Origin of the sequence: Marinobacter sp. G11, from assembly GCF_021282325.1 — a bacterium.
In the GTDB taxonomy this organism is placed as follows: domain Bacteria; phylum Pseudomonadota; class Gammaproteobacteria; order Pseudomonadales; family Oleiphilaceae; genus Marinobacter; species Marinobacter vinifirmus.
The window spans coordinates 1-20,692 of sequence record NZ_JAJSPB010000009.1 but is presented as its reverse complement, the minus strand read 5'-3'; the positions used below and the strand labels follow the sequence as shown (position 1 = coordinate 20,692).

Genomic DNA, 20,692 nt, shown 5'->3' with positions numbered 1-20,692 from the left:
GAAGCGCCTCCGTTTTTTTGAGTTGGGTCAACCGTGCCGCCGAAGCCTGCCGGGGTGGCGTCCTTAATTGTCTTAAATCAAGTTTTCCCTTTCCCCAGCGATTACCCTCACTCCATCGACTTTTAATAAGTGAGGAAATGGCTATGTCTCGTACTTTCAAACTCGGTGTTCTGGCTGCGGCCGTGATGGCTGTTGCGCCGGCTGCTCAGGCCTTTGAAGCTGGCGACTTTGTTCTGCGTGCGGGTGTTGTGCATGTGGCGCCGGATGATTCCAGTGACCCGCTGTTGGTAACCGGATTTGGCCCGCTTGATGGCAATCAGGACCTGCTTGCTGGAACTGAAGTTGGCGTTGATGCGAATACTCAGCTGGGTATTCGTGCTACTTACATGTTTACCGATAGTCTGGGTTTGGGTGTATTAGGCGCAACTCCTTTCAAACATGATATTAAAGGGGAGAGCTCACTGTCTGGTGCCGGTAAGTTAGGTGAAACCAAACATCTGCCACCAACCATTACCCTGCAGTATTTCCCAATGCCGAGCAGTTCCAAATTCCAGCCATACGCTGGTGTTGGTGTTAACTACACGACTTTCTTTGAAGAGAAAACCAACTCAACATTGACTGGTTATGTGGATCAAACTGCCAACGCTGCCTACGGCACGGCTATCGGCACGGTGACTGACACAAAGCTTGATCTGGACGATAGTTTCGGCGTAGCTGTGGAGCTGGGCATGGATTACATGCTGAGCGAGCAGTTCGGTCTGAACGCCGCCATCTGGTGGGCTGATATCAACACCGATGCAACGGTATCGGCTTACGCTGGTGACACCAAAGTCGCTGAGGCAACTACCGAAGTCGAAATCGACCCCATGGTCTACATGGTAGGTTTCACCTACAAGTTCTGATCCGGAGTCTCCCCGGCAGCACGCGCCTCACGGAGCTGCCGCAGGAACCACTCTCAGAACACAAAAAAGCGGGACTCTTCAGCCCCGCTTTTTTTATTGTCCGGAAAACCGGATCAGATCACGCGCTCTGGCGCTGGGCCGGGCGGCCAGTTCTGCCCTGCCCCTGGCCTCGACCTTGTCCTTCGCCCTGACCACCACGGCCACGACCGCCGCTACGACCAGCCGGCTTCGGGCCAAAGCTCTTACCATTGCCACCCTGAGGGCGACGATTCCGCGCCTTGCTCGGGTCTGCTTTGGCCTTGGGCTTCAGCGGCAGGTTGTTTTTCGGCTCGAAGCCTTCCACTTCCTTGCGCGGCAGCTGCTTCTTGATCAGCTTTTCGATGCCCGCCAGCAGTTTGCCTTCATCGGCACTCACCAGCGACAACGCATGGCCACTTTCGCCGGCGCGGCCGGTACGGCCGATGCGGTGCACGTAGTCTTCCGGCACGTTCGGCAGTTCAAAGTTCACTACCTGCGGCAGCTGTTTGATGTCCAGGCCACGGGCAGCGATATCAGTGGCTACCAGCACACGGACTTCGCCAGCCTTGAAGTCGGCCAGCGCACGGGTACGGGCACCCTGTGACTTGTTGCCGTGAATGGCGGCGGCGGTGATGCCGTCTTTTTCCAGCTTCTGGGTCAGGCGGTTGGCGCCGTGCTTGGTGCGGGTGAATACCAGCACCTGGTCCCAGGCGTTGTCACGCACCAGCTTGCTCAGCAGCGCGGTCTTCTGGCTCTGGTCAACCGGGTATACCGACTGCTTCACTTTCTCGGCGGTGGTGTTGCGGGCAGCCACTTCCACCTGTACCGGATTATCCAGCAGGCCCTGGGCCAGGGTGCGGATCTCGTTGGAGAAGGTGGCAGAGAACAGCAGGTTCTGGCGCTTGGCCGGCAGCAACGCAAGGATCTTGCGGATGTCGCGGATAAAGCCCATATCCAGCATGCGGTCGGCTTCGTCCAGTACCAGGATTTCCACTTCGTTGAAGCGCACAGCGTTCTGCTGGTACAGGTCCATCAAACGGCCCGGTGTTGCCACCAGTACGTCCAGGCCCTTGCGCAGCTTCATCATCTGCGGGTTGATCTTTACACCACCGAAAACCACGGCGGCCTTGGTGGGAACGTATTTGCTGTACAGGTTCACGCTGTCGTGTACCTGCGCGGCCAGCTCACGGGTAGGCGTGAGAATCAGGGCGCGGGGGCCTTTGCCGGTGCGGGGGTTTTCCGCCAGGCGCTGCAACAAAGGCAGGGTAAAACCAGCGGTTTTACCGGTGCCGGTCTGGGCCGCGGCCATTACGTCTTTGCCAGACAAAACGGCAGGAATCGCCTGCAGCTGAATGGGAGACGGGGTTTCATAACCCTGATCGGCGGTGGCACGGACCAGCTGCTCGGACAAACCGAGGGAAGAAAAACTCATATACGGTGTACTCTTGATTGATTCTGCCTCCACGAACACCGTCGTCGGCGAATGCGGGCAGATGCCATGAAAGTCATGGAATAAAAGACGACTACGGTCACGCGCCGGGTTCGGGGTGACGTCCTCTGACAGGTCGTATGGATGGTTCGCAAAGCGGCCGTTGGCCGGAAACTGCGGAATCCCTAGAGGCAGGATGCAGGCACGGTAACAGAGCACCCGGCAAATAGCTATAGGTGGTTTTTATTAGCAGGCTTTCATTTATGCAAAAACATGGAACTCCCATGAATGTCTCCGGTCACTAGCCGCCGTATGCCAATAAAAACCCACTGGATTCCGGAGATTCCATGCTCAGCGTAGGCGTTGGCCCCCTCAGCCTGTCCATCGGGCACCTGCTTCTGGTGCTGGCCTTTGTGGTCGCCCTGATTGTAGGCGCCCTGACTGGCCGTAAAGAGAAAACCCCGGTCGCCGGCACGCTGGCCGATATCTTCCTGGTCGCCATGGTCAGTGCCCGAATCGGCTTTGTGGTGCGGTATTTTGGCGAGTATCAGGGCGACTGGCTGGGCATGATCGACATCCGCGACGGCGGTTTCGATATGGTGACCGGCCTGGTTGTTGCCCTGGCGTTCACCGGTTACCTGATGTGGAAACGGGCCGCCATGCGCCGGGCACTGGGCTCGGCCGTCGCCGCCGGGCTGATTACCTGGGGCGGCATCAGTGGCCTGATCGCCCTGATGAACCAGCAAACCCAGGGCCTGCCGGAAGTCGCCCTGACCGACCTGAACGAGCGCCCGGTAGACCTGGCCAGCCTGGCCGGTGACAAGCCCACGGTGGTGAATCTCTGGGCCACCTGGTGCCCGCCCTGCATCCGCGAGATGCCAGTGCTGGAAGAAGCCCAGAAGCGTTATCCGAACGTGAACTTTGTCTTCGCCAACCAGGGCGAGCACCCGGAAACCATCCGCAAGTTCCTGATGGAACAGAACCTGAACCTGAGCCACGTACTCAGCGACAGGCAGAACCGGTTTGGCCGGGTAGTCGGCAGCCACGGCTTGCCAACCACCCTGTTCTATAACGCCCAGGGCCACCTTGTGGATACCCACATGGGCGAACTGTCCCGCGCCAGCCTGGCCCGGAGCCTCGAACGCTTCGACCCGGCTTACCTCAGGCCAGCCACAGGGTCAGACTGAAGCCCAGAAGGCTGGCCGCGCCCAAACCGCACAGAGACAACGGCAGACTCCAGCGGAAGGAGGCATCCCGGGCCCGGTATCCGGTCAGCCGTTCCATGATCAGGGCGTTGGCCGCAAAGGGTGTGCCGAAGGCAGTAATACCCCAGCCGGTAACCATGGCAATCGCCAGGCCCAGCTGGGCCGCGGTTGGCCACAGGGAACCCAGAATGCCGCCCACCAGGGTGGCAATAATAATGGGGTTCATACCCGCCAGCCCGGCGGCAAAGAACGCCCAGGGCACACCAGCGGCCAGCAGGGCCCAGAGCCACACCGGCAATTCCGGCTGACCACTGATCTGGCCCAGTACCACGCCGCTGAGCACCGCCCCGATAAAGGCCGAACCACCCACAATGGCCAGTTCGTTGCTGACATTGGCCATGCTGGTCATGGGCGGATTTTGCCCTCGCAGCCATCCCAGAACCCGGTACAACAGCACCGCCCCCAGGCAGCTCAGAGCCACCGCATGGGCATAGCTCAGCCCGAACTGATGGCTGAGCCAGAGTACACCCACACACACCGCCAGAATCAGGCCACCAAATCGCAGCCAACTGCCCGCGCCGGCACCAGTACCGCCCTGCTCGGTGTTTTCCAATGGTTCCGGTTCACGCCAGCGTAATCCCGCCAGCAGCATCAGCACAGAAAACGGCACGGCCAGGGACAACAGTGACAACAGGCTCACCTGGGGCAACAAAGTCAGGGTGAGCACCACCGAGATAGACAGGGGCGAGAACGAGGGTGCCACGCCGAACCCCCGCAAAACAGCTCGCGTGGCATTGCGGGTAGATTCGGAATCGCCATTGCGACGGATACGCTCCCCCACCAGGCTGCCCACCACAGCGACCGAACCAAAGTTCAGGGGAATGGATACCAGCGAGGTACCGAAGGCCAGGCTCAGATAACGGGTCAGCGGTTTGCCGCCAAACAGGCTGGAAGAAATCTGTTGCAGGTCCTGTGTGCGGGCCAGCACGTTCGACAACAGCATCACCGCCAGCATCAGGCCCGCCAGGCGGGTCATGTTACCGGCGGCGGTTACGATCAGCGCCGGGTCGTAGCCCAGCGCGAAGATCAGCATGGCCAGGGCCACCACAAACACCGCACGGGGCACGTTACGCATGTCCTGCCAGCCCAGAAGTATCGCCATACCAGCCGCCGCCGCACCCAGCAACGGCATACCGGGCAGCAGCGAAAGCACCGCCGCAGTCAGGGCAAGGTAGGCAAAGGCCGAACGCAATCCGGTAGGCAAGGTGGTGTCCTTATTCGAACAACGGAAAGCCATTATCGTAAGGATGCTAAGGGCCCTTGCCTATCAGCATTTGTGATAACACAGCCCTGAGCTATGCCGGGGAGGAAATCCACAGGGTTGATCGGTGCGTAGTTTTAACAGAGAGTAAGATCTATATAAATTCACGACATAAGAAAAAAGGATGATCCATCATGCAGTCCGGATGGAAATTCACCCTCGGCCTGTCCGCCGTTTTAATGATGCTGGGCGGGTGCAGCGAGCAGCAGGAAACGCCCGCCCAAAGCACCGGGCTCAAGCCGCCCTCGGAAACCGGTATTCTGAAGGTCGCCACCCGAAACGGCTCGACCACCTATTACCTTGACCGGCACGAGAACCCTGTCGGCCCCGAATACGCCCTGGTCTCCGACTACGCCCAGGCCCGTGGCTGGGAGGTGGAGTGGACCATGCTGGACTCCACCGCCGATGTGCTCGCCGCCCTGGAAGCCGGCACTACCCACCTGGCGGCCTCCGGCCTGACCCACCTGCACAGCCGCAACGAGCTGTTCACTCCGGGGCCGGCCCACACCGAGATCACCGAGCAACTGGTCTGCCACCGTGACGATCGCCCCCTGCCCCGCAAACCTGAAGACATTCAGGGAATTGATATTGCAGTCACCGCCGGGTCTAGCTATGTGGACACACTGAACGAACTGGCCGGACAGCATCCGGAGATTGAATTCCGGGAAGACAGCGAGCGCACTACCGAAGTGATCCTGGCTGAAGTGGCAGACAGGAATGTGGGCTGCACCGTGGCAGACTCCAACATTGTGCAGGTGATGCGCCGGCACTTCCCGCACCTGGAAGTGGCCATGAACCTGACCGAAGGACGTAACCTGGGCTGGTACCTGCCTGCCGGCTCAGACGAGTTGGCAGCAGACGCCCGGGAGTGGATGAACAGCAAGGAAGGTGACGAAGCCCTGGGCCGGATGGAAAACCTCTACTACGCCTATATCGGCGACTTCGACTTTGTCGACTTGCGGGCCCTGAACCGGCGGATTGAAGACCGGCTGCCGAACTACATCGACCTGTTCCGGGCAGCCGAGCAGAAAACCGGCATACCGGCTGACCTGCTGGCAGCGCTTTCCTACCAGGAATCCCACTGGAACCCGAAAGCCAGGTCGCCCACCGGCGTGCGGGGCATCATGATGCTGACCCTGAATACCGCAAAATCCCTGGGCGTGACCAACCGGCTGGACCCGGTTGCTTCCATTGACGGCGGTGCCCGCTACCTGGCCGACCGCCATCGCCGCCTGCCGGAAACCATCCCGGAGCCGGACCGCACCTTCCTGGCCCTGGCCAGCTATAACATCGGCCGCGGCCACCTGCTGGATGCCCGGCAATTGGCCCGGGACCTGGGCAAGAACCCGGATTCCTGGGAAGACATGGAGAAAGTACTGCCCCTGAAAGCCGACAAACGCTACTACCCCAGCACCCGCTATGGCTACGCCCGGGGTTACGAACCGGTGCACTACGTGCAGCGTATCCGCAACTACCGGGACATTATCCGGCCAGCGTTCCAGTAACTCAGGAGCCGAACAGGGCCGAGCGCAGGGGCCGCAGGAAACCGGTACTCTGGGACTGTCCGGCCAGGCTGCGTTGGCCGTCGAATTCCAGGTAGCCATCTTCGATGGGCTCGAAGCGCAGGATCTTCACATCGGTGAGGTAATCCTGCGAGGCCTTCCAGGGGCCATGGGTGCCCTGGCGGGGCAGCCGGTCTTCTGCACGCTTGATGTAGCCGGCGTCCAGCGAACCCAGAATGGTTTCGTCACCACGGCTGTTTTCGGTGTCCCGGGGCACCGCCACCTCATAACCCTTGCGATCCATATGGTTGATCAGCCGGCACAGGTACTCGCTGGCGATATCCGCTTTCAGGGTCCAGGAGATGTTGGTGTAGCCGAAGATCATGCCGGCGTTGGGCACCCCTTCCACCATCACGTTCTTGTAGATCACCTTGTCTTTGAGCACCACCTCCCGTCCGTCTACCCGGGGCTTGATGCCACCCAGCATCTGGATATCCAGGCCGGTGGCCGGAACGATGATGTCTGCTTCCAGTTCCTCGCCGGATTTCAGGCGAATACCGGTTTCGGTAAAGCGCTCGATGTGATCGGTTTTGATCGACGCGCTGCCCGCCTTGATGGCCTCGAACAGGTCGCCGTCTTTCACCACACACAGGCGCTGGTCCCAGGGGTTGTAGTCAGGGCTGAAGTGGCGCATGTCAGCCTTACCGTTAAGCTGGCGTTTGATGATCGACAGGAACAGGCGACGCATGGCTTTCGGGCTCTTGCGGGAGCGCTCGAACAAAAACCGGGAAATGGAAATGTTCCGGGCCCGGGTCAGCCGGTAGGCGGTCCTGGCCGGCAGTACTTTCTGCATGGCCAGGGTGATTTTATCGGTTGACGGCAGCGGCATCAGGTACGTGGGCGAGCGCTGCAGCATGGTGACATGGGCCGCTTTCTCCGCCATGGTGGGCACCAGGGTAATGGCCGTGGCGCCACTGCCGATCACCACCACTTTCTTGCCGGTGTAGTCCAGGTTCTCCGGCCAGTGCTGCGGGTGCACAACCTGGCCCTTGAAGTCGCTCTCGCCGGGGAAATCCGGTTTGTAGCCCTGGTCATAGTTGTAGTAACCGGTACAACCCACCAGGAAGTTAGCGGTGTAGGTTTCCTGGTCGCCGGTCTGCTCATTCTCGGCGGTCACTGTCCAGCACTTATCTGCGCTGGACCATTCGGCGTTCTTTACCGCCACGCTGTACCGGATGTGCTTTTCGACATCGTTTTCCTTCGCGGTTTCCGCCACATAACGCTTGATGGATGCGCCATCGGCCAGCACTTTGCCGCCAGTCCAGGGCCGGAAGTTATAGCCGAAGGTGAACATGTCAGAATCCGAACGGATGCCGGGATAGCGGAACAGGTCCCAGGTACCGCCCATGGCCTGGCGGCGCTCCAGGATGGCAAAGCGCTTGCCGGGGCATTCCCGTTTCAGATGGCAGGCCATGCCGATGCCGGATACCCCGGCACCGATGATCAGGACATCGTAGTGTTGTTGGTTCATGCGGAGGTCTCCCGGGAGTTATCTTTCTTGTTGAATAACGCCCACGTTACGTCCGCAAGCGGCCTATGCAATTGGCCTGACAACCCCCATGAAGCCGTATACAGGGCCAAACCACCCGCACACTTCCGGCCGGAACCTGCTTGTCTCACGGCTTTAACCCCGGGTACTTTTTCTGCAACCGATACAGCCGGACAATGGTAATGATGTTGGTAACCAGCACCATGCCCTCGGCCAGAATGCCGCCCACCGAACCGATCACGATGTTGTTGAGCATCCACGCCAGGGCGGCGAGGCCCAGCACAATGCGAAGCGGTATCCCCCTGAGCATGAACATACCCACGGTGCCCAGGGTGGCGGCGGTCAGCGGGAATACATCGGTGGCGGTTTTCCAGGTGGCCCAGGCCACCAGCAGATTCACGGCGAGTATGCCGGCCATGATTTTCCAGTTGCCCTGGTAACGGCGCGCCAGGGCGATACGCAGGATGACCAACACCGTCAGGGCGGCAGCGGTCCAGCTCTGGAAGAAGGCAAACATCAGGGCGAAGGCGACATTGGCAGAGATCAGCAGCACCATCAGCCGGTCGTCATTCTTGTTGGCAAAGCCGGCAATACAGAAAGCCAGGGCCACCAGGCCCGCCAGCTGGCCAAGCAGTTGTGCCAATGTCATGCCTGCGATCAGATCTGCCATCGCGCCCTCGTCGTCAAAACCACCAGACTGCCATATTTGCCGGCGCTGAACCACGCAGTTGGTGGTGCCTGCGAGCAATACCTTTGGTACAAAATGCCATTGCCCTTAGTTTGCTAATCAGGCCATCATCGTTCAATCACGCGCACACCCTGGAATCCGGACATGGACAATTACCTCAAAGCCACGCCCTTCTTCGACTACAACCATCCCGCAGTTAGCGCCTGGCTCCAGGAGCAGCTGGCCGGTGTTCCGGATGACCCGGTAGAGCAAATGAAGGCGCTGTACCTGGCGGTGCGCGACGGCATCCAGTACAACCCCTATGTGTTCCGGGCGGAGCCCCACACCCTGTCCGCCAGCTATGCCCTGGAATCCGGCGAAACCTACTGCATCCCCAAAGCCGTTCTTCTGGGCGCGGCCGCGCGGGCCCTGGGCATCCCCAGCCGCCTGGGCCTGGCCGATGTACGCAACCACCTGTCCAGCCCCAAGCTGATTGAATGGCTGCAGTCGGATGTGTTTCGCATGCACGGGTTTATCGAGCTGTACCTGAACGGCCGCTGGGTGAAGGCCACGCCAGCATTCAACCAGCAGCTGTGCCAGATGATGAAGGTAGACCCGCTGGAGTTCGACGGCGTGAACGACTCAGTGTTCCAGGAGTTCACCGAGGATGGCCACGCCCATATGGAATACATCAACGACCACGGCGTGTTCGACGACGTGCCCTTTGACTTTATTCTGGAAGGCCTGCGGGCGGCCTACGGCCACCTGTTCAACCCGCAGGGCGGGGCTGGCCCGGTAAGCGGTAGCCTGGAGCAGGACATGGCGGGCGGCTCGTAAGCCCATAAAAAAACCGGTATCCACATCCCGCAGATACCGGTTTCAGGGGTCAGCCTGAGGCTGTCAGGCTTGGGTAAACTTACTGCGCAGAGTTGCGGATCAGGAAGTCAAAGGCACTCAGGGAAGCCTTGGCACCTTCGCCCATAGAGATCACGATCTGCTTGTAGGGCACCGTGGTGGCATCGCCGGCCGCGAACACACCCGGAATGGATGTTTCGTTACGGTCGTTGACGATGATCTCGCCGTGCTGGCTCAGCTCGATATCACCCTTCAACCACTCGGTGTTCGGCACCAGGCCGATCTGGACGAAGATACCTTCCAGCTCGATGTGGTGCGCCTCGCCGGTGGTGCGGTCGGTATAGTTCAGGCCGCTTACCCGGCCGTTCTCGCCCACTACCTCGGTGGTCTGGCCAGAAGTGATGATCTTCACGTTGTCCAGGCTGCGCAGTTTCTTCTGCAGCACTTCGTCTGCACGCATCTGGTCGCCAAACTCGATCAGGGTAACGTGGCCAACAATACCGGCCAGGTCGATGGCAGCTTCCACGCCGGAGTTACCGCCACCGATTACCGCCACGCGCTTGCCTTTGAACAGCGGGCCGTCGCAGTGCGGGCAGTAGGCCACGCCCTTGTTACGGTACTCTTCTTCACCCGGCACACCCATCTGGCGCCAGCGGGCACCGGTGGACAGAATGAGGGTACGGGACTTCAAAGAAGCACCATTGGCCAGCTTCACTTCGTGCAGGCCGCCCGGCTGCGCTGCCGGAATCAGCTTCTCGGCGCGCTGCATGTTCATGATGTCGACTTCATATTCGTTAACGTGCTGCTCCATGGCGGAGACCAGCTTCGGGCCTTCGGTGTAAGGCACGGAAATCAGGTTTTCGATACCCATGGTGTCACTCACCTGGCCACCGAAACGCTCGGCCGCAATACCGGTGGAGATTCCCTTACGGGCCGCGTAGATAGCCGCCGCAGCGCCAGCCGGGCCACCACCGATGACCAGAACTTCAAAGTCATCTTTCTGGTTCAGCTTCTCGGCCTCTTTCTCGGCGGAGTTGGTGTCCAGCTTGGCTACGATTTCTTCCAGCGTCATCCTGCCCTGGCCCCAGGGCTGGCCGTTCAGGTACACACTCGGCACCGCCATCACTTCACGCTGCTCGACTTCGTCCTGGAACAGGGCGCCGTCGATGGAGGTGTGCTTCACCTTCGGGTTCAGCACGCTCATCAGGTTCAGGGCCTGTACCACGTCCGGGCAGTTCTGGCAGGACAGGGAGAAGTAGGTTTCGAACTCGAACTCGCCGTCCAGCTCCTGGATCTGCTCGATCAGCTCCTGTGACGCCTTGGACGGGTGACCGCCTACCTGCAGCAGCGCCAGTACCAGTGAGGTGAACTCGTGACCCATGGGGATACCGGCGAAACGTACGCCAACATCGGAACCAATCCGGTTGATCGCGAAAGACGGGCGACGCACGTCGGTTGATTCTTCCGTGCGCAGGCTGATCTTGGAGGACATCGGCTCCAGTTCTTCCAGCAGCTCTTTCAGCTCCTGGGACTTCTTGCTGTCGTCATAGGCTGCCACCAGCTCGATCGGCTGCTGCAGCTTTTCCATGTACGCTTGGAGTTGTTGCTTGATGTTTGCATCCAACATTTAGGGGGTCTCCTTGATGTCTGTCGTAGCCAAGTGGCTGAATTCAAAGTGAATCGTTAAAAGAAGTTGTGTGTACGATACGGCCCTGCAATACAAAGCTCAAATTAATTGATGCAAAACGATTAATAGGGCAGAGCTATAGTATGCGCGTTAACCCATCCCCACTCTGAACCCCGGCCACCACAGCCGCTCGAATACCCCAAGCTTCACTTCAACAGTAGACGATATCGGAAGCCCAGGGCATGACCGGTGGCAAGATTGCGGGTTTTGCGGACACCACAACGCAAAAACCCCGGCAGGGCCGGGGTTTTCGGAGGATCGAGGCCTGCGGACAGACCTCTTTCCAGTCAGTTTTTCTATGGCAGAAAAACTTAGATCTTGCCAACCAGGTCCAGAGACGGAGCCAGTGTTTCTTCGCCTTCTTTCCACTTGGCCGGGCAAACTTCGCCAGGATGGTTGCGAACGTACTGGGCAGCTTTAACCTTGCGCAGCAGGTCGTCTGCATCACGGCCGATGCCTTCAGCAGTGATTTCCATGGCCTGGATAACGCCATCCGGATCGATCAGGAAAGTAGCACGGTCTGCCAGGCCCTGGCCTTCACGCATAACACCGAAGTTGTTGGTGATGGTGCCGGTCTGGTCGCCTACCATGTAGTACTGGATCTTGCCGATGGTGTCGGAAGTATCGTGCCATGCTTTGTGGGTGAAGTGAGTGTCGGTAGACACGGAGAACACTTCAACGCCCAGCTTCTGCAGCTCTTCGTACTTGTCAGCTACGTCGCCCAGCTCGGTCGGGCAAACGAAGGTGAAGTCAGCCGGGTAGAAGAAGAATACAGACCACTTGCCTTTAACGTCTGCTTCGGAGATTTCTACAAACTCGCCCTGCTTGAATGCGGTAGCGTTGAACGGTTTGATTTCGCTGTTGATAATACCCATCTCAGAATAGCTCCTGTTGATAGTTTGGGTTGATGGCTAAGGATCGGTGCAAAGAATACTGCTTTTGCCAATTCGGTAAAAATTGATTATTTCCAACCTGGGGATAGGCTGAGCCTATCCTGATAAAACCCTGCCTCTCGGCCCGCAGCGGTACGGCGTTATCCCGATGCCTAACCAGATATGGGGCCTCGCCCCGCCGTTTCAATCCTGTGGAAAACCAGTATGTGTTGTTCCGGTGACGGTTTGATGGCGGCAGTAACCCCCGGATTCACTAGGCGTAAATGTAAAAAAGATACTCTTGCCCGTTCTTCACCGGATCCTGGGCAAAGGTATAACCGTGGGCGATGGCCTCTTCCGGCACATTGCGGAAAGAACCCGGGCAATCGGTGATCACCTGCAACAGCTCGCCCTTGTTCATGCCTTCCAGCGCTTCCAGGGTATAAATCACCGGATAGGGGCAGGATTCGCCCCGCAGATCCAGCGTGAAGTCTGCCTCTTTCATGGCTTCCATATTATGCAATGCCCCTTTTCAACTCGAAATTGCGGTGGTAGCTCTTTTCCCGGTACACGGTCAGGGCGTACAGGATGCCCAGCATGGCGAGAGTACTGAGAATCGCGCCAGCGGGGCCCAGTGTGGCGATCAGGTTGACCTTGTCACCACCTTGCACCAGCACATCATAGATGCCGAGGTTATCCCAGCCATAGGCCAGTACCGTAGCACCGATCACGTTGCCGGCAAATACCGGCAGGAACAGCACCTGACCTTCCATCAGCCGGTACATCATGCCGGTTTCACAACCCGAGGCCATTACAATACCCAGGCCGAATAAGACACCACCCACCAGGGTGCTGAGCGCCGCAATCTGGGTGATGGGCGTCATGTCATAGACAGAAATGACGACGAAGGTGATCACCGAACTGGCCGCCATCCCGATAATGATGGCCTTGGTCATCAGGCTGCGCCCGACCAGGAACAGATCCCGGAAGGCGGAGGTAAAGCAGATCTGGCCGCGCTCGATCAGCACACCGAAAGCCAGGCCAAACAGCGCACCCAGGCCGAGCAGCTTCTGCCCGGTAGAGAACAGGTACACCACAAAGCCCAGATAAACGAGGGCAATAGCGCCACCAACATAAGGCTGGATAACCCGAGTTTTGGCAACGGAAGGTTTACCGGCACCCCGGTAAAGAAGGCCGCCAGGTTGCACCCCAGCGCCAGGCGGGCACCAAAACCGGCAATAATGCCGCCGACAAAGCCCTGCACATAACGGCGCTTCTGTTGCGGCAATCGAACCTTGAAGCTGTTACTCAGCAGCACCATCATCAGCGCCCCGATAAACATACCCCAGACAATCCAGCCATCCGGGCGGGTCCATGTGGAACCGTCCAGCTTGACCATCTGGTATTACTCCCACCCGGACACATCCACCCCGAACACCTGCAGGATCTCGCCCCCAAGCCGGGTAAATTCACCGGTGACCGCCCAGACCGTGGAGGTCAGGCCGAAGTACAGTGCGCTGAGCAGCGCCTGCGACGATGAGCACAACATAGGGGTTCCAGTGGCGCTGGAAGACGGATTGAAACATGAAGCGGAAGTCCTTTTGGTCTTGGGCTTGATTGGCGAGCATTCTACTAGGATACGACTGATTAGCTACGACAGCTTTGCTCGAAAGGTTACGGAGCCGCGCAGCGCTGGAACATCGGCGCTCTGCAGCCGATTGTTAAATCCTTTGGCGTACGATATCCTGACCATGTTCAACATTCTGTACAGGAGCAGCCTTATGGATGCCATTAGCTATACCGCCGCCAGAACCAATCTAGCAAAAACCATGGAGCAGGTCTGTGAAGACCATTCCCCTGTAATCATCACCCGGAGCAAGTCGCCGTCAGTGGTAATGATCTCTCTGGAAGACTACGAGGCGCTGCAAGAAACGGCATACCTTCTGCGCGCACCAAAAAACGCACGGCGTTTGCTGGAATCCGTTGCGGAGCTGGAGCAAGGCGGTGGTCAGGAAAAGGAACTTCTTGAATGAAACTCATCTTCTCCGAGAACGCCTGGGAAGACTATCTGTACTGGCAGAAAACCGACAAAAAGATTCTTAACCGAATCAACAAGCTGATAAAAGAGACCAAGCGAGAACCGTTCGAAGGTGTTGGCAAACCAGAGCCCCTCAAACACAGCCTCGCCGGTTACTGGTCTCGCCGGATCAACGACGAACACCGAATAGTTTACAAAGTCACGGATGACGCTTTGCTAATCGCCCAACTCCGGTATCACTACTGAGTTCACGCCCGGCTCATGCGCTGGTTGGGAGCCGCGGAGCAGCACAAAACTGGTCGCTGTGCAGCCGATTGTTATGTTTTCCCTGAAGTGCTAGATTGTGTATAGAAACCGAAAACCATACACATAGGTGCACCGTGAGAACGAACATTGTCATTGACGACCAGTTGATGGCCGAAGCCCTCAAAGCTTCCGGCTGCGAAACCAAGAAAGAGGCCGTTGAGCAAGGCCTGAAACTTCTGGTCCAGTTGAGTAAGCAGCAGGAAATTCGAAAACTGCGCGGCAAGGTCAAGTGGGAAGGCGACCTGAATGAAATGCGGAGCGTCGGATGATACTGGTGGATACCAGCGTCTGGATTGACTATTTCAACGGATTCACTAACCCACATACTGACCTGTTGGATGCCTCGATAGTCCAAGGATCTGTCGCTATCGGGGACCTCATATTTCTGGAAATCCTGCAAGGCATCCGCAACGACAAACAATATCGTCAGACCAAACAAAGCCTGATGGCGCTGGATCAATATGAAATGTTTGGCAAAGATATGGCAGCCAAGTGTGCCGACAATTATCGAGCGCTTCGTAAAAAGGGCATCACGATCAGAAAGACTGCCGATGTGATCATCGCGACATTTTGCATAGAGAAGGAGCTACCCCTGTTGTTCCTGGATCGCGACTTTATCCCTTTTGTTGATCACCTTGGGCTTGAGCCTGCCCTGAGAGAAACATAACGCCAGCCTGCATGCGCGGCTACGGAATGGAGGCGAAGCCGCAATGTAGTGGGTGTCGCCGTGCCTGCCTTGGTTAGCACTTGTTGACCCCTGCGTATATGCTGATAATATACGTTCATGATCAATTGGGCACAAGTTACTGGCTTTGACTGGGACGAAGGTAACTCCCGCAAGAATGCGGAGAAACACGGCGTAAACCAGTCTGAAGCGGAAGAAATTTTCTTTAATGAGCCGCTTCTGGTGCTGGAAGACTCCAAACACAGCCAGACCGAGGCCCGTTTTCATGCCCTTGGTGAAACTGATGATGAGAGATTACTCCACATCACGTTCACACTAAGGCAGAACGGTACACTGATTCGGGTGATTTCCGCTCGCGACATGCACCGAAAAGAGAGGGCCGTTTATGAGCAAACCAAAAAAGATGCCTGAGTTCAAAACTGAAGCAGAAGAACGGGAATTCTGGGAAACCCACGATTCTACCGATTATCTGGACTGGAGCCAGGCCAAGCCGGCATCTTTCCCGAAGCTGAAACCCTCAACCAAGACCATCTCACTCCGGTTGCCGGAAACGCTGCTTGATCGGATCAAAATCGAAGCCAACAAGCGGGACATGCCTTATCAATCGCTGATCAAGGCTTGGCTTGCAGATGATGTGAACGACAGCCGTCGGACCTGAGGTGCTAACGCTGAAGCGCACCGGTGGCTTTGTCGCAGCGCAGCGGAGACAAAGGCATCCGAGTGACGCGCCTGGTTAAATTACTACCGCTCACCTTCAAGGCCATGCCATACCCGGAGAATGATGATGGCACTGGGATGGAGCGAATATCGAACGACATATTTCCCGAAAACCATATCTCGAACAGAGTCAGGCACCGGTGCCATTTCAACTGGTGTGCCCATCTTGGGAAAATCAGGAAGCAATTCGATTTTGCCAACCAGTTCGGTGGCGATCCGGGCTGCCGCCGATGGATTGTGGACTGCAATGAACTCCCTGAGGCGCTGTAAATCTTCAATGGCTTCGTCCGTGTAAACCAGTTTCACTTACCTGACCTCGGTGCATCCTGCTCGTTGTCGGTTCCCCAACTATTAAGCCAGCTGTGAACCTCGCGGGCATCAACAACCTTGCCTTGTGCAGCGGACTCCATTGCTTCTAAGGTCTGTTTCCAGCGCTCTTGCTCCAGCTGCTGCTTTTCTATGTACTCCGATAATGCTTGGTTAATTACCCAACCTTTGCTCCGGTGCAACCTGCCAGCAATTGCTTCCAGGTGCTGTTCAACTTCTGCTTGAAGGCGAACCGTGGTGACGCTCATGACTATACCCTCGAGTTTGGCTACTACAATGTATTACAACATAGTCTACGAGGGTGCGGCAAAAAATTTAACGCCAGCGCACAACGGCGCCCTTGTAATGGAGGCGCAGCCGCAATGAAAAGGGCGTCCGGCGGCCACCGGCCGCGTATTGATGCGCCTTGTTAAGTGCTGGGAACCTGATAGATGTAATTCCCAACGCCAATCCTCATGCAATCACTAAATTCTTCTGGCTCAGACCCCGTGTAGATCGATTGCAGTATTAATGTCTTGTCTGGAACACCCTTGAAACTTAGCTCAAACCCATGACCATTCCAGGCTTCGCCAATATGCCGTACTTCAGCAACCTCTAAACCGACAAACTGATCCAGAATTGGTAGCCTGCATACAACGCTACCTTCATTGATAATTTCCTCCTGAAATTGCCGTTCACGCCTTTTGAAGCCCATTACCTCGGAACCAACTAGCCCGTGGACGGAATACCATATGCCATCGAAACAGAGATGAACGACATTTATCTCATCTGCAACGACGTGGGCCAACGCTGAATCAAGCCTTCTTCCTTTGACGGAAGTAACGTCCGATGAGCCTTCTTTGATGATCTTCCGGTAATCGTATTCCATGATTTTGCACTTAACGCTTGGCACAGCGGACGTTTTGGAGCGACGAAGGAGCGGAAAAACGTTCCGACTGCTGCCACTTGTTAGGATTTTTTATTATCAACCCACTCTCGGCCATGGCCTGATTTTCCGCAATTAGTACACACATAATCACCAGTTGCTGAACCTAGATAATACTCTTTGCTTAAGTTAGTATGCTGACAATCTGGCTCTTGGTTCTTTTCGTTTAAATTTTTGGCTTCTTTTAACTGCATGCCACCTCCCTTTTTAATTTTGCGGCTTTAAATTTTATTAAAAATCGATTTCAAAATATTCCATGCCTTTAATATCGCCGATACAAAAAAAGCACCTATAGCTAGCCTAAAATAGCAACCAGTCACGAAGAAAAAAGATGCCAAAATAAGCGAGTAAAGGCCTTCGCGTCGATAACTCGCGCCAAAAGCACTAATCAAACTCTCGAATGGACTACTACTATAGCTCCACTCATAATTTACACCCCAAATCACAAAAGCAATGACAATAGCCAGACCAACGATACGATAAACTTTAGCAAACGATTCCAGATAAGTAGGATCAACATTCTCTAGATCATGATCAATATCCAATTCACCCCTGTTATCAGATATTTTCAATTTACGCTTATTGAATCGTTGAATTAAATAATGACAGATTACTGCATGAATTCCACTAGCAACAACCCCAAGTACAATTCCTTGACCCCAGCTCCTGGTTACTTGGGTCGATGTTAACAAGGTCTCTGTTACAGTGGCTCCAGCTACCGCAACGACTGGAATAAACCATTTTTTTCGCGAGAATAATGAAATAAATAACACAATAATAAAGCTAATAGGGTCTAACAATCTTGCCAATATCGTTGCTATAGATAGAGTAAAACCTTCTTGATCGTGAAGCCCATTTGATTTAACTGTATCAGCAGAACTTCCAGCCAAATTTATTATTTTAATTGGCTTATATTCGGCTGTTGCTATATCCATTTCGGAAAGCAACCCTGTCATTTTATTTACTTGATAAAATCCATACCTAGGAGCGGTATTCGGGTCACCGCCACAATTTAAATTATGTATCTCTCTTACATTGACTTCTATAATTTTTCTATCTTTTGGGTCTTCTTCCAGCTGGACTCTCAGACACTCACGGGCATCACTTCTTTTGCTTTCAAGATGACCCATTACCCCATCTATTATCGTACCTTCTCCTTCAATAGCTAAGGAATATGTGGGAATAATAAGCAACAGCAGAATTATGACTATTTTTTTCATACTTATTCTCTGATGATAGAACCCTAATTATATGAGGAGCCCTCTATTTATGGAGAACACGGATTCCTAAGGCCTAAATCAGGTGCGCCGTAGGCGTCACCTGGATTTACTTGTTATACGGCACTTACTCGGTGATGAACATTCAAACGATGTTTAAAACGCTTTACTGTTTGTAGCTTTTTAATTTTTTTTCTGATAAAAAATATAGATTTCCCTTTGCCCTTGTACATGCAACATAAAGTTTATTTTTTGTTGTTGCGGCCAGAGAGGAGAGTTGGCCAGTTTCATATGCTTTGAATGAATTAGAGTTTAGAACAACACAGACATCTCGGTAATGATCAAGCCCCTTAGTATTTCCCCAATTTTCTGTATTTCCAGGATATGCTTTGCTGTTCTGGTAAAATAACTTTACTACTGAGTCGTTGTAGAAAACCTGTTCGATTGCTTCTTGGTCCTCTAATAACTTTAATTCCATAGTATCATCACGATGAGATTTAATTGATATTCCTATATTATTCTCGACGAATGAGCAGATGGTAGGGCTACATCTATAGCTGTGAGATAGTGACTCAAGGTCAACAGTATATCCTGCGCTACTCAATTTTTGGCAGTATGTATTAAACGAATTATGAAGGTTTTTTTGAGTGTTGCCATCTCGACTTGTATCAAAAGTGTGTTGAAAAAAGTCTCCGACGAGCTTTATTTCTACGTTAGCTTCTGCAAGTTGGCAAACTAAGTTGAAATCATTTGCTGCGAAATCTTGGATTTCATCGATGAACACAGCTTCGAAAAATGCTTCAATCCTTTCCAGAACTTCTGGAATAACATTGAATTCAATAAGTAATTTTGCGATTCGGCTTGAGAAAAGCCGTCGATTTTTATCGAAATAATGATCCCAAGTATTTTTTTTCGTTCTTTGGGCATACTTCGGAATTGGTTGGGTAAAATTTATACCTTTACATTTTATTTCATAATCACAAAGTGGCCTATAGCAAAATGAATATAGAAACGTAAAGTAGCTATAGACCCGTACTCCATCGGGTATTTTACCAAGCTTCTGGATTATTTTGCTTTTTAAGTGTCGTGTGTTGTTATCTGTGTAAGTGATAATAAGATACTTACTATCATTTTCCACTCTATCAAGAATGCTTGTTGTCTTTCCCGACCCTGCAACAGCAAAAACTACTCGTTTATCCATGTAATTGCCTGCTTAATATATTCCGGTGTGATTAGCTTATCTGATTTTTTATCTGCCAGTCGAAAAGAACATTCAGACTTATTATCCAACATAAAATCAAGGGGGGCTTTTTTTATGTTGCCTCCGGAAAATAATTCATTACATAATTTTTCATTATCTGCGTGTATGCATACTTCAAACGTGTAGCGAGAATTATCTTGATCAGAAAAAATCTTAATATTGTCAGAAGTGAAGTCTTTGTAGTTTTCGACGCAGTTTTTTTGGTAATCTTTATCATTATCTCGTATTACTGCCGTTTTTATACTTAATACTTTTCCTAACTCCATGTATCTTTTGAAGCTTGTTCCACCAACTGAAATAACATGAATACAATCTTGTTCAAGGCTCCTTTTAGTTTCATTAGCATAAAGAGAGTCCATCAAGATATACTCAGCATCACCTTCTACTAAAATAACCTTTTCAGATAGGACGAACTCAAGAATGTTGTTGTCTGGTGCTTTCATAAAGAACTTTGCAGTTGGTTCGGAAACATCCTTTAGTTTTATTGGCGTTTCACTTGAACTGTTAATAAGTATGGATTTCCTTAGATCAAGGCGTGTGCTAACCAAACTGTTGTGTGTAGCAAGGATAATCTGATTTTGGTGTGAAGCAGAAATTTTATTGATCAAACGCTTCATGTTTAAGTGGCTGAGGTGATTTTCTGGTTCTTCTAGTAGAAGAATATCTATGTTCTTCTTGTCCGTTTTTTTAGCAAGAGCAAATTCCGTCTTTATAAAACACTGCTGACCCTTTCCGCGCTCATCAATTGGTATTTCGTTTTGCGTTAGCGTGATATCGGTTTCTAGGTTTGATTTTGAACCTGAACGCACACTGAAATCGTATTCACCGAGTGAATCATTTACCGTTTTCAGGTGTTCTTCTCTAAACTGAATTTTTTGTTGCCTATATTCGTTCTTTAAAGATATTCTAGTTGGATAGTCTATTGATGACTCATAGATTGTTTTAATATATTCCCTATTTGCATATTCACTATTTATCTTTGAACTATCGATAGTTAATGTTTTTAAGAATTGACGATACCCTGAATAAGCCTCACCATTAAAAGTAAAAAACTTTGCAATATAAAATTCATAGGGAAAATTCTCTTCACCTGATTTGATAACCTGATTTATCTCCTCTGATAACTCTTCATTTGGCTCGCAAACCAAATGTAAGCCACTTGCATTTAAGCCATCAGTGTTATGTTTTCCATATAAATCCGGATTACTC

General features: G+C 53.6%; 27 protein-coding genes. 10 read left to right on the top strand and 17 right to left on the bottom strand.

Annotated elements, in window-relative coordinates; genetic code table 11:
- Nucleotides 1-143 precede the first annotated feature (143 nt).
- Nucleotides 144-902 (top strand): OmpW/AlkL family protein, encoded by a 759-nt coding sequence (locus LWH94_RS07855; protein ID WP_232901797.1) that lies wholly within the window; start codon nucleotides 144-146, stop codon nucleotides 900-902.
- A gap of 118 nt (nucleotides 903-1,020) precedes the next feature.
- Here the strand turns inward: LWH94_RS07855 and LWH94_RS07850 are convergent, their stop codons facing one another.
- Nucleotides 1,021-2,352: a DEAD/DEAH box helicase gene (locus LWH94_RS07850; RefSeq protein ID WP_232901796.1), complete on the bottom strand. Its 1,332-nt coding sequence runs from the start codon at nucleotides 2,350-2,352 to the stop codon at nucleotides 1,021-1,023.
- A 344-nt stretch (nucleotides 2,353-2,696) separates the two neighbouring features.
- Between LWH94_RS07850 and LWH94_RS07845 the strand changes: the two genes are divergently transcribed.
- Entirely contained in the window at nucleotides 2,697-3,536 is an 840-nt protein-coding gene (locus tag LWH94_RS07845; RefSeq protein ID WP_232901795.1) for a TlpA disulfide reductase family protein, read from the top strand.
- Here the strand turns inward: LWH94_RS07845 and LWH94_RS07840 are convergent.
- Nucleotides 3,511-4,818 (bottom strand): hypothetical protein, encoded by a 1,308-nt coding sequence (locus LWH94_RS07840; protein WP_442914975.1) that lies wholly within the window; start codon nucleotides 4,816-4,818, stop codon nucleotides 3,511-3,513. The genes LWH94_RS07845 and LWH94_RS07840 overlap by 26 nt on opposite strands.
- A 191-nt stretch (nucleotides 4,819-5,009) precedes the next feature.
- On the opposite strand from LWH94_RS07840, the gene mltF reads away from it, so the two are divergent.
- On the top strand, nucleotides 5,010-6,380 hold the full coding sequence (gene mltF, locus LWH94_RS07835) for a membrane-bound lytic murein transglycosylase MltF (RefSeq protein ID WP_232901793.1): 1,371 nt from the start codon (nucleotides 5,010-5,012) through the stop codon (nucleotides 6,378-6,380).
- Between the two features lies 1 nt (nucleotide 6,381).
- Here mltF and LWH94_RS07830 read toward each other — a convergent pair whose 3' ends face one another.
- Both LWH94_RS07830 and LWH94_RS07825 read right to left on the bottom strand, forming a co-directional pair.
- Complete coding sequence (locus LWH94_RS07830) at nucleotides 6,382-7,908, bottom strand: flavin-containing monooxygenase (protein WP_232901792.1); 1,527 nt, start codon at nucleotides 7,906-7,908, stop codon at nucleotides 6,382-6,384.
- A gap of 145 nt (nucleotides 7,909-8,053) precedes the next feature.
- Nucleotides 8,054-8,596: a YgjV family protein gene (locus tag LWH94_RS07825; protein WP_232901791.1), complete on the bottom strand. Its 543-nt coding sequence runs from the start codon at nucleotides 8,594-8,596 to the stop codon at nucleotides 8,054-8,056.
- A gap of 162 nt (nucleotides 8,597-8,758) precedes the next feature.
- Between LWH94_RS07825 and LWH94_RS07820 the strand changes: the two genes are divergently transcribed.
- Nucleotides 8,759-9,430: a transglutaminase-like domain-containing protein gene (locus LWH94_RS07820; protein WP_232901790.1), complete on the top strand. Its 672-nt coding sequence runs from the start codon at nucleotides 8,759-8,761 to the stop codon at nucleotides 9,428-9,430.
- Between the two features lie 79 nt (nucleotides 9,431-9,509).
- Here LWH94_RS07820 and ahpF read toward each other — a convergent pair whose 3' ends face one another.
- From ahpF to LWH94_RS07790, 6 genes are all read right to left on the bottom strand, one after another.
- Nucleotides 9,510-11,075, bottom strand: coding sequence for an alkyl hydroperoxide reductase subunit F (gene ahpF / locus LWH94_RS07815; RefSeq protein ID WP_094624800.1), 1,566 nt, complete (start codon nucleotides 11,073-11,075; stop codon nucleotides 9,510-9,512).
- A gap of 371 nt (nucleotides 11,076-11,446) precedes the next feature.
- On the bottom strand, nucleotides 11,447-12,010 hold the full coding sequence (ahpC, locus tag LWH94_RS07810; RefSeq protein ID WP_232901789.1) for an alkyl hydroperoxide reductase subunit C: 564 nt from the start codon (nucleotides 12,008-12,010) through the stop codon (nucleotides 11,447-11,449).
- A gap of 271 nt (nucleotides 12,011-12,281) precedes the next feature.
- Complete coding sequence (gene yedF, locus LWH94_RS07805) at nucleotides 12,282-12,521, bottom strand: sulfurtransferase-like selenium metabolism protein YedF (protein WP_173637056.1); 240 nt, start codon at nucleotides 12,519-12,521, stop codon at nucleotides 12,282-12,284.
- Nucleotide 12,522: 1 nt separating this feature from the next.
- A complete protein-coding gene (locus LWH94_RS07800; RefSeq protein ID WP_232901788.1) occupies nucleotides 12,523-13,101 on the bottom strand; it encodes a YeeE/YedE thiosulfate transporter family protein in 579 nt (192 codons plus the stop codon).
- Nucleotides 13,029-13,406 (bottom strand): YeeE/YedE thiosulfate transporter family protein, encoded by a 378-nt coding sequence (locus tag LWH94_RS07795; RefSeq protein ID WP_232901787.1) that lies wholly within the window; start codon nucleotides 13,404-13,406, stop codon nucleotides 13,029-13,031. The genes LWH94_RS07800 and LWH94_RS07795 overlap by 73 nt, the downstream gene beginning before the upstream one ends.
- 6 nt (nucleotides 13,407-13,412) lie before the next feature.
- Nucleotides 13,413-13,556: a hypothetical protein gene (locus LWH94_RS07790; RefSeq protein WP_232901786.1), complete on the bottom strand. Its 144-nt coding sequence runs from the start codon at nucleotides 13,554-13,556 to the stop codon at nucleotides 13,413-13,415.
- A gap of 232 nt (nucleotides 13,557-13,788) precedes the next feature.
- Here LWH94_RS07790 and LWH94_RS07785 point away from each other — a divergent pair, with 232 nt between their 5' ends.
- The 6 genes from LWH94_RS07785 (at nucleotide 13,789) to LWH94_RS07760 (ending at nucleotide 15,694) form a co-directional block, all read left to right on the top strand.
- Nucleotides 13,789-14,040 carry a type II toxin-antitoxin system Phd/YefM family antitoxin gene (locus LWH94_RS07785; RefSeq protein ID WP_127329600.1) on the top strand — a complete coding sequence of 84 codons (252 nt, stop codon included), beginning with the start codon at nucleotides 13,789-13,791 and terminating at the stop codon, nucleotides 14,038-14,040.
- A complete protein-coding gene (locus LWH94_RS07780) occupies nucleotides 14,037-14,291 on the top strand; it encodes a Txe/YoeB family addiction module toxin (RefSeq protein ID WP_232901785.1) in 255 nt (84 codons plus the stop codon). Before LWH94_RS07785 ends, LWH94_RS07780 begins: the two co-directional genes overlap by 4 nt.
- A 134-nt stretch (nucleotides 14,292-14,425) precedes the next feature.
- Nucleotides 14,426-14,620 carry a type II toxin-antitoxin system VapB family antitoxin gene (locus tag LWH94_RS07775; protein WP_232901784.1) on the top strand — a complete coding sequence of 65 codons (195 nt, stop codon included), beginning with the start codon at nucleotides 14,426-14,428 and terminating at the stop codon, nucleotides 14,618-14,620.
- Nucleotides 14,617-15,018 carry a type II toxin-antitoxin system VapC family toxin gene (vapC, locus tag LWH94_RS07770; RefSeq protein WP_232901783.1) on the top strand — a complete coding sequence of 134 codons (402 nt, stop codon included), beginning with the start codon at nucleotides 14,617-14,619 and terminating at the stop codon, nucleotides 15,016-15,018. The genes LWH94_RS07775 and vapC overlap by 4 nt, the downstream gene beginning before the upstream one ends.
- A gap of 117 nt (nucleotides 15,019-15,135) precedes the next feature.
- The gene (locus LWH94_RS07765; RefSeq protein WP_106693228.1) at nucleotides 15,136-15,447 is read left to right on the top strand and encodes a BrnT family toxin; all 312 of its coding nucleotides are present in this window, start codon (nucleotides 15,136-15,138) and stop codon (nucleotides 15,445-15,447) included.
- Nucleotides 15,422-15,694 carry a BrnA antitoxin family protein gene (locus LWH94_RS07760; protein ID WP_054641814.1) on the top strand — a complete coding sequence of 91 codons (273 nt, stop codon included), beginning with the start codon at nucleotides 15,422-15,424 and terminating at the stop codon, nucleotides 15,692-15,694. The genes LWH94_RS07765 and LWH94_RS07760 overlap by 26 nt, the downstream gene beginning before the upstream one ends.
- A gap of 83 nt (nucleotides 15,695-15,777) precedes the next feature.
- Here LWH94_RS07760 and LWH94_RS07755 read toward each other — a convergent pair whose 3' ends face one another.
- The 7 genes from LWH94_RS07755 to LWH94_RS07725 form a co-directional block, all read right to left on the bottom strand.
- Nucleotides 15,778-16,059 (bottom strand): type II toxin-antitoxin system RelE/ParE family toxin, encoded by a 282-nt coding sequence (locus LWH94_RS07755; protein WP_023012028.1) that lies wholly within the window; start codon nucleotides 16,057-16,059, stop codon nucleotides 15,778-15,780.
- Entirely contained in the window at nucleotides 16,056-16,328 is a 273-nt protein-coding gene (locus LWH94_RS07750; protein ID WP_022989998.1) for a CopG family ribbon-helix-helix protein, read from the bottom strand. The genes LWH94_RS07755 and LWH94_RS07750 overlap by 4 nt, the downstream gene beginning before the upstream one ends.
- Before the next feature lie 161 nt (nucleotides 16,329-16,489).
- Nucleotides 16,490-16,948, bottom strand: coding sequence for a hypothetical protein (locus LWH94_RS07745; protein ID WP_232901782.1), 459 nt, complete (start codon nucleotides 16,946-16,948; stop codon nucleotides 16,490-16,492).
- Between the two features lie 80 nt (nucleotides 16,949-17,028).
- Complete coding sequence (locus tag LWH94_RS07740; protein WP_232901781.1) at nucleotides 17,029-17,199, bottom strand: hypothetical protein; 171 nt, start codon at nucleotides 17,197-17,199, stop codon at nucleotides 17,029-17,031.
- Nucleotides 17,200-17,226: 27 nt separating this feature from the next.
- Complete coding sequence (locus tag LWH94_RS07735; protein WP_232901780.1) at nucleotides 17,227-18,225, bottom strand: hypothetical protein; 999 nt, start codon at nucleotides 18,223-18,225, stop codon at nucleotides 17,227-17,229.
- A 163-nt stretch (nucleotides 18,226-18,388) separates the two neighbouring features.
- Entirely contained in the window at nucleotides 18,389-19,423 is a 1,035-nt protein-coding gene (locus LWH94_RS07730) for a DNA helicase UvrD (protein ID WP_232901779.1), read from the bottom strand.
- Nucleotides 19,408-20,692 (bottom strand): ATP-dependent nuclease (locus LWH94_RS07725; RefSeq protein ID WP_232901778.1); only part of this gene is annotated, 1,285 nt, incomplete at its 5' end. The genes LWH94_RS07730 and LWH94_RS07725, both read right to left, overlap by 16 nt.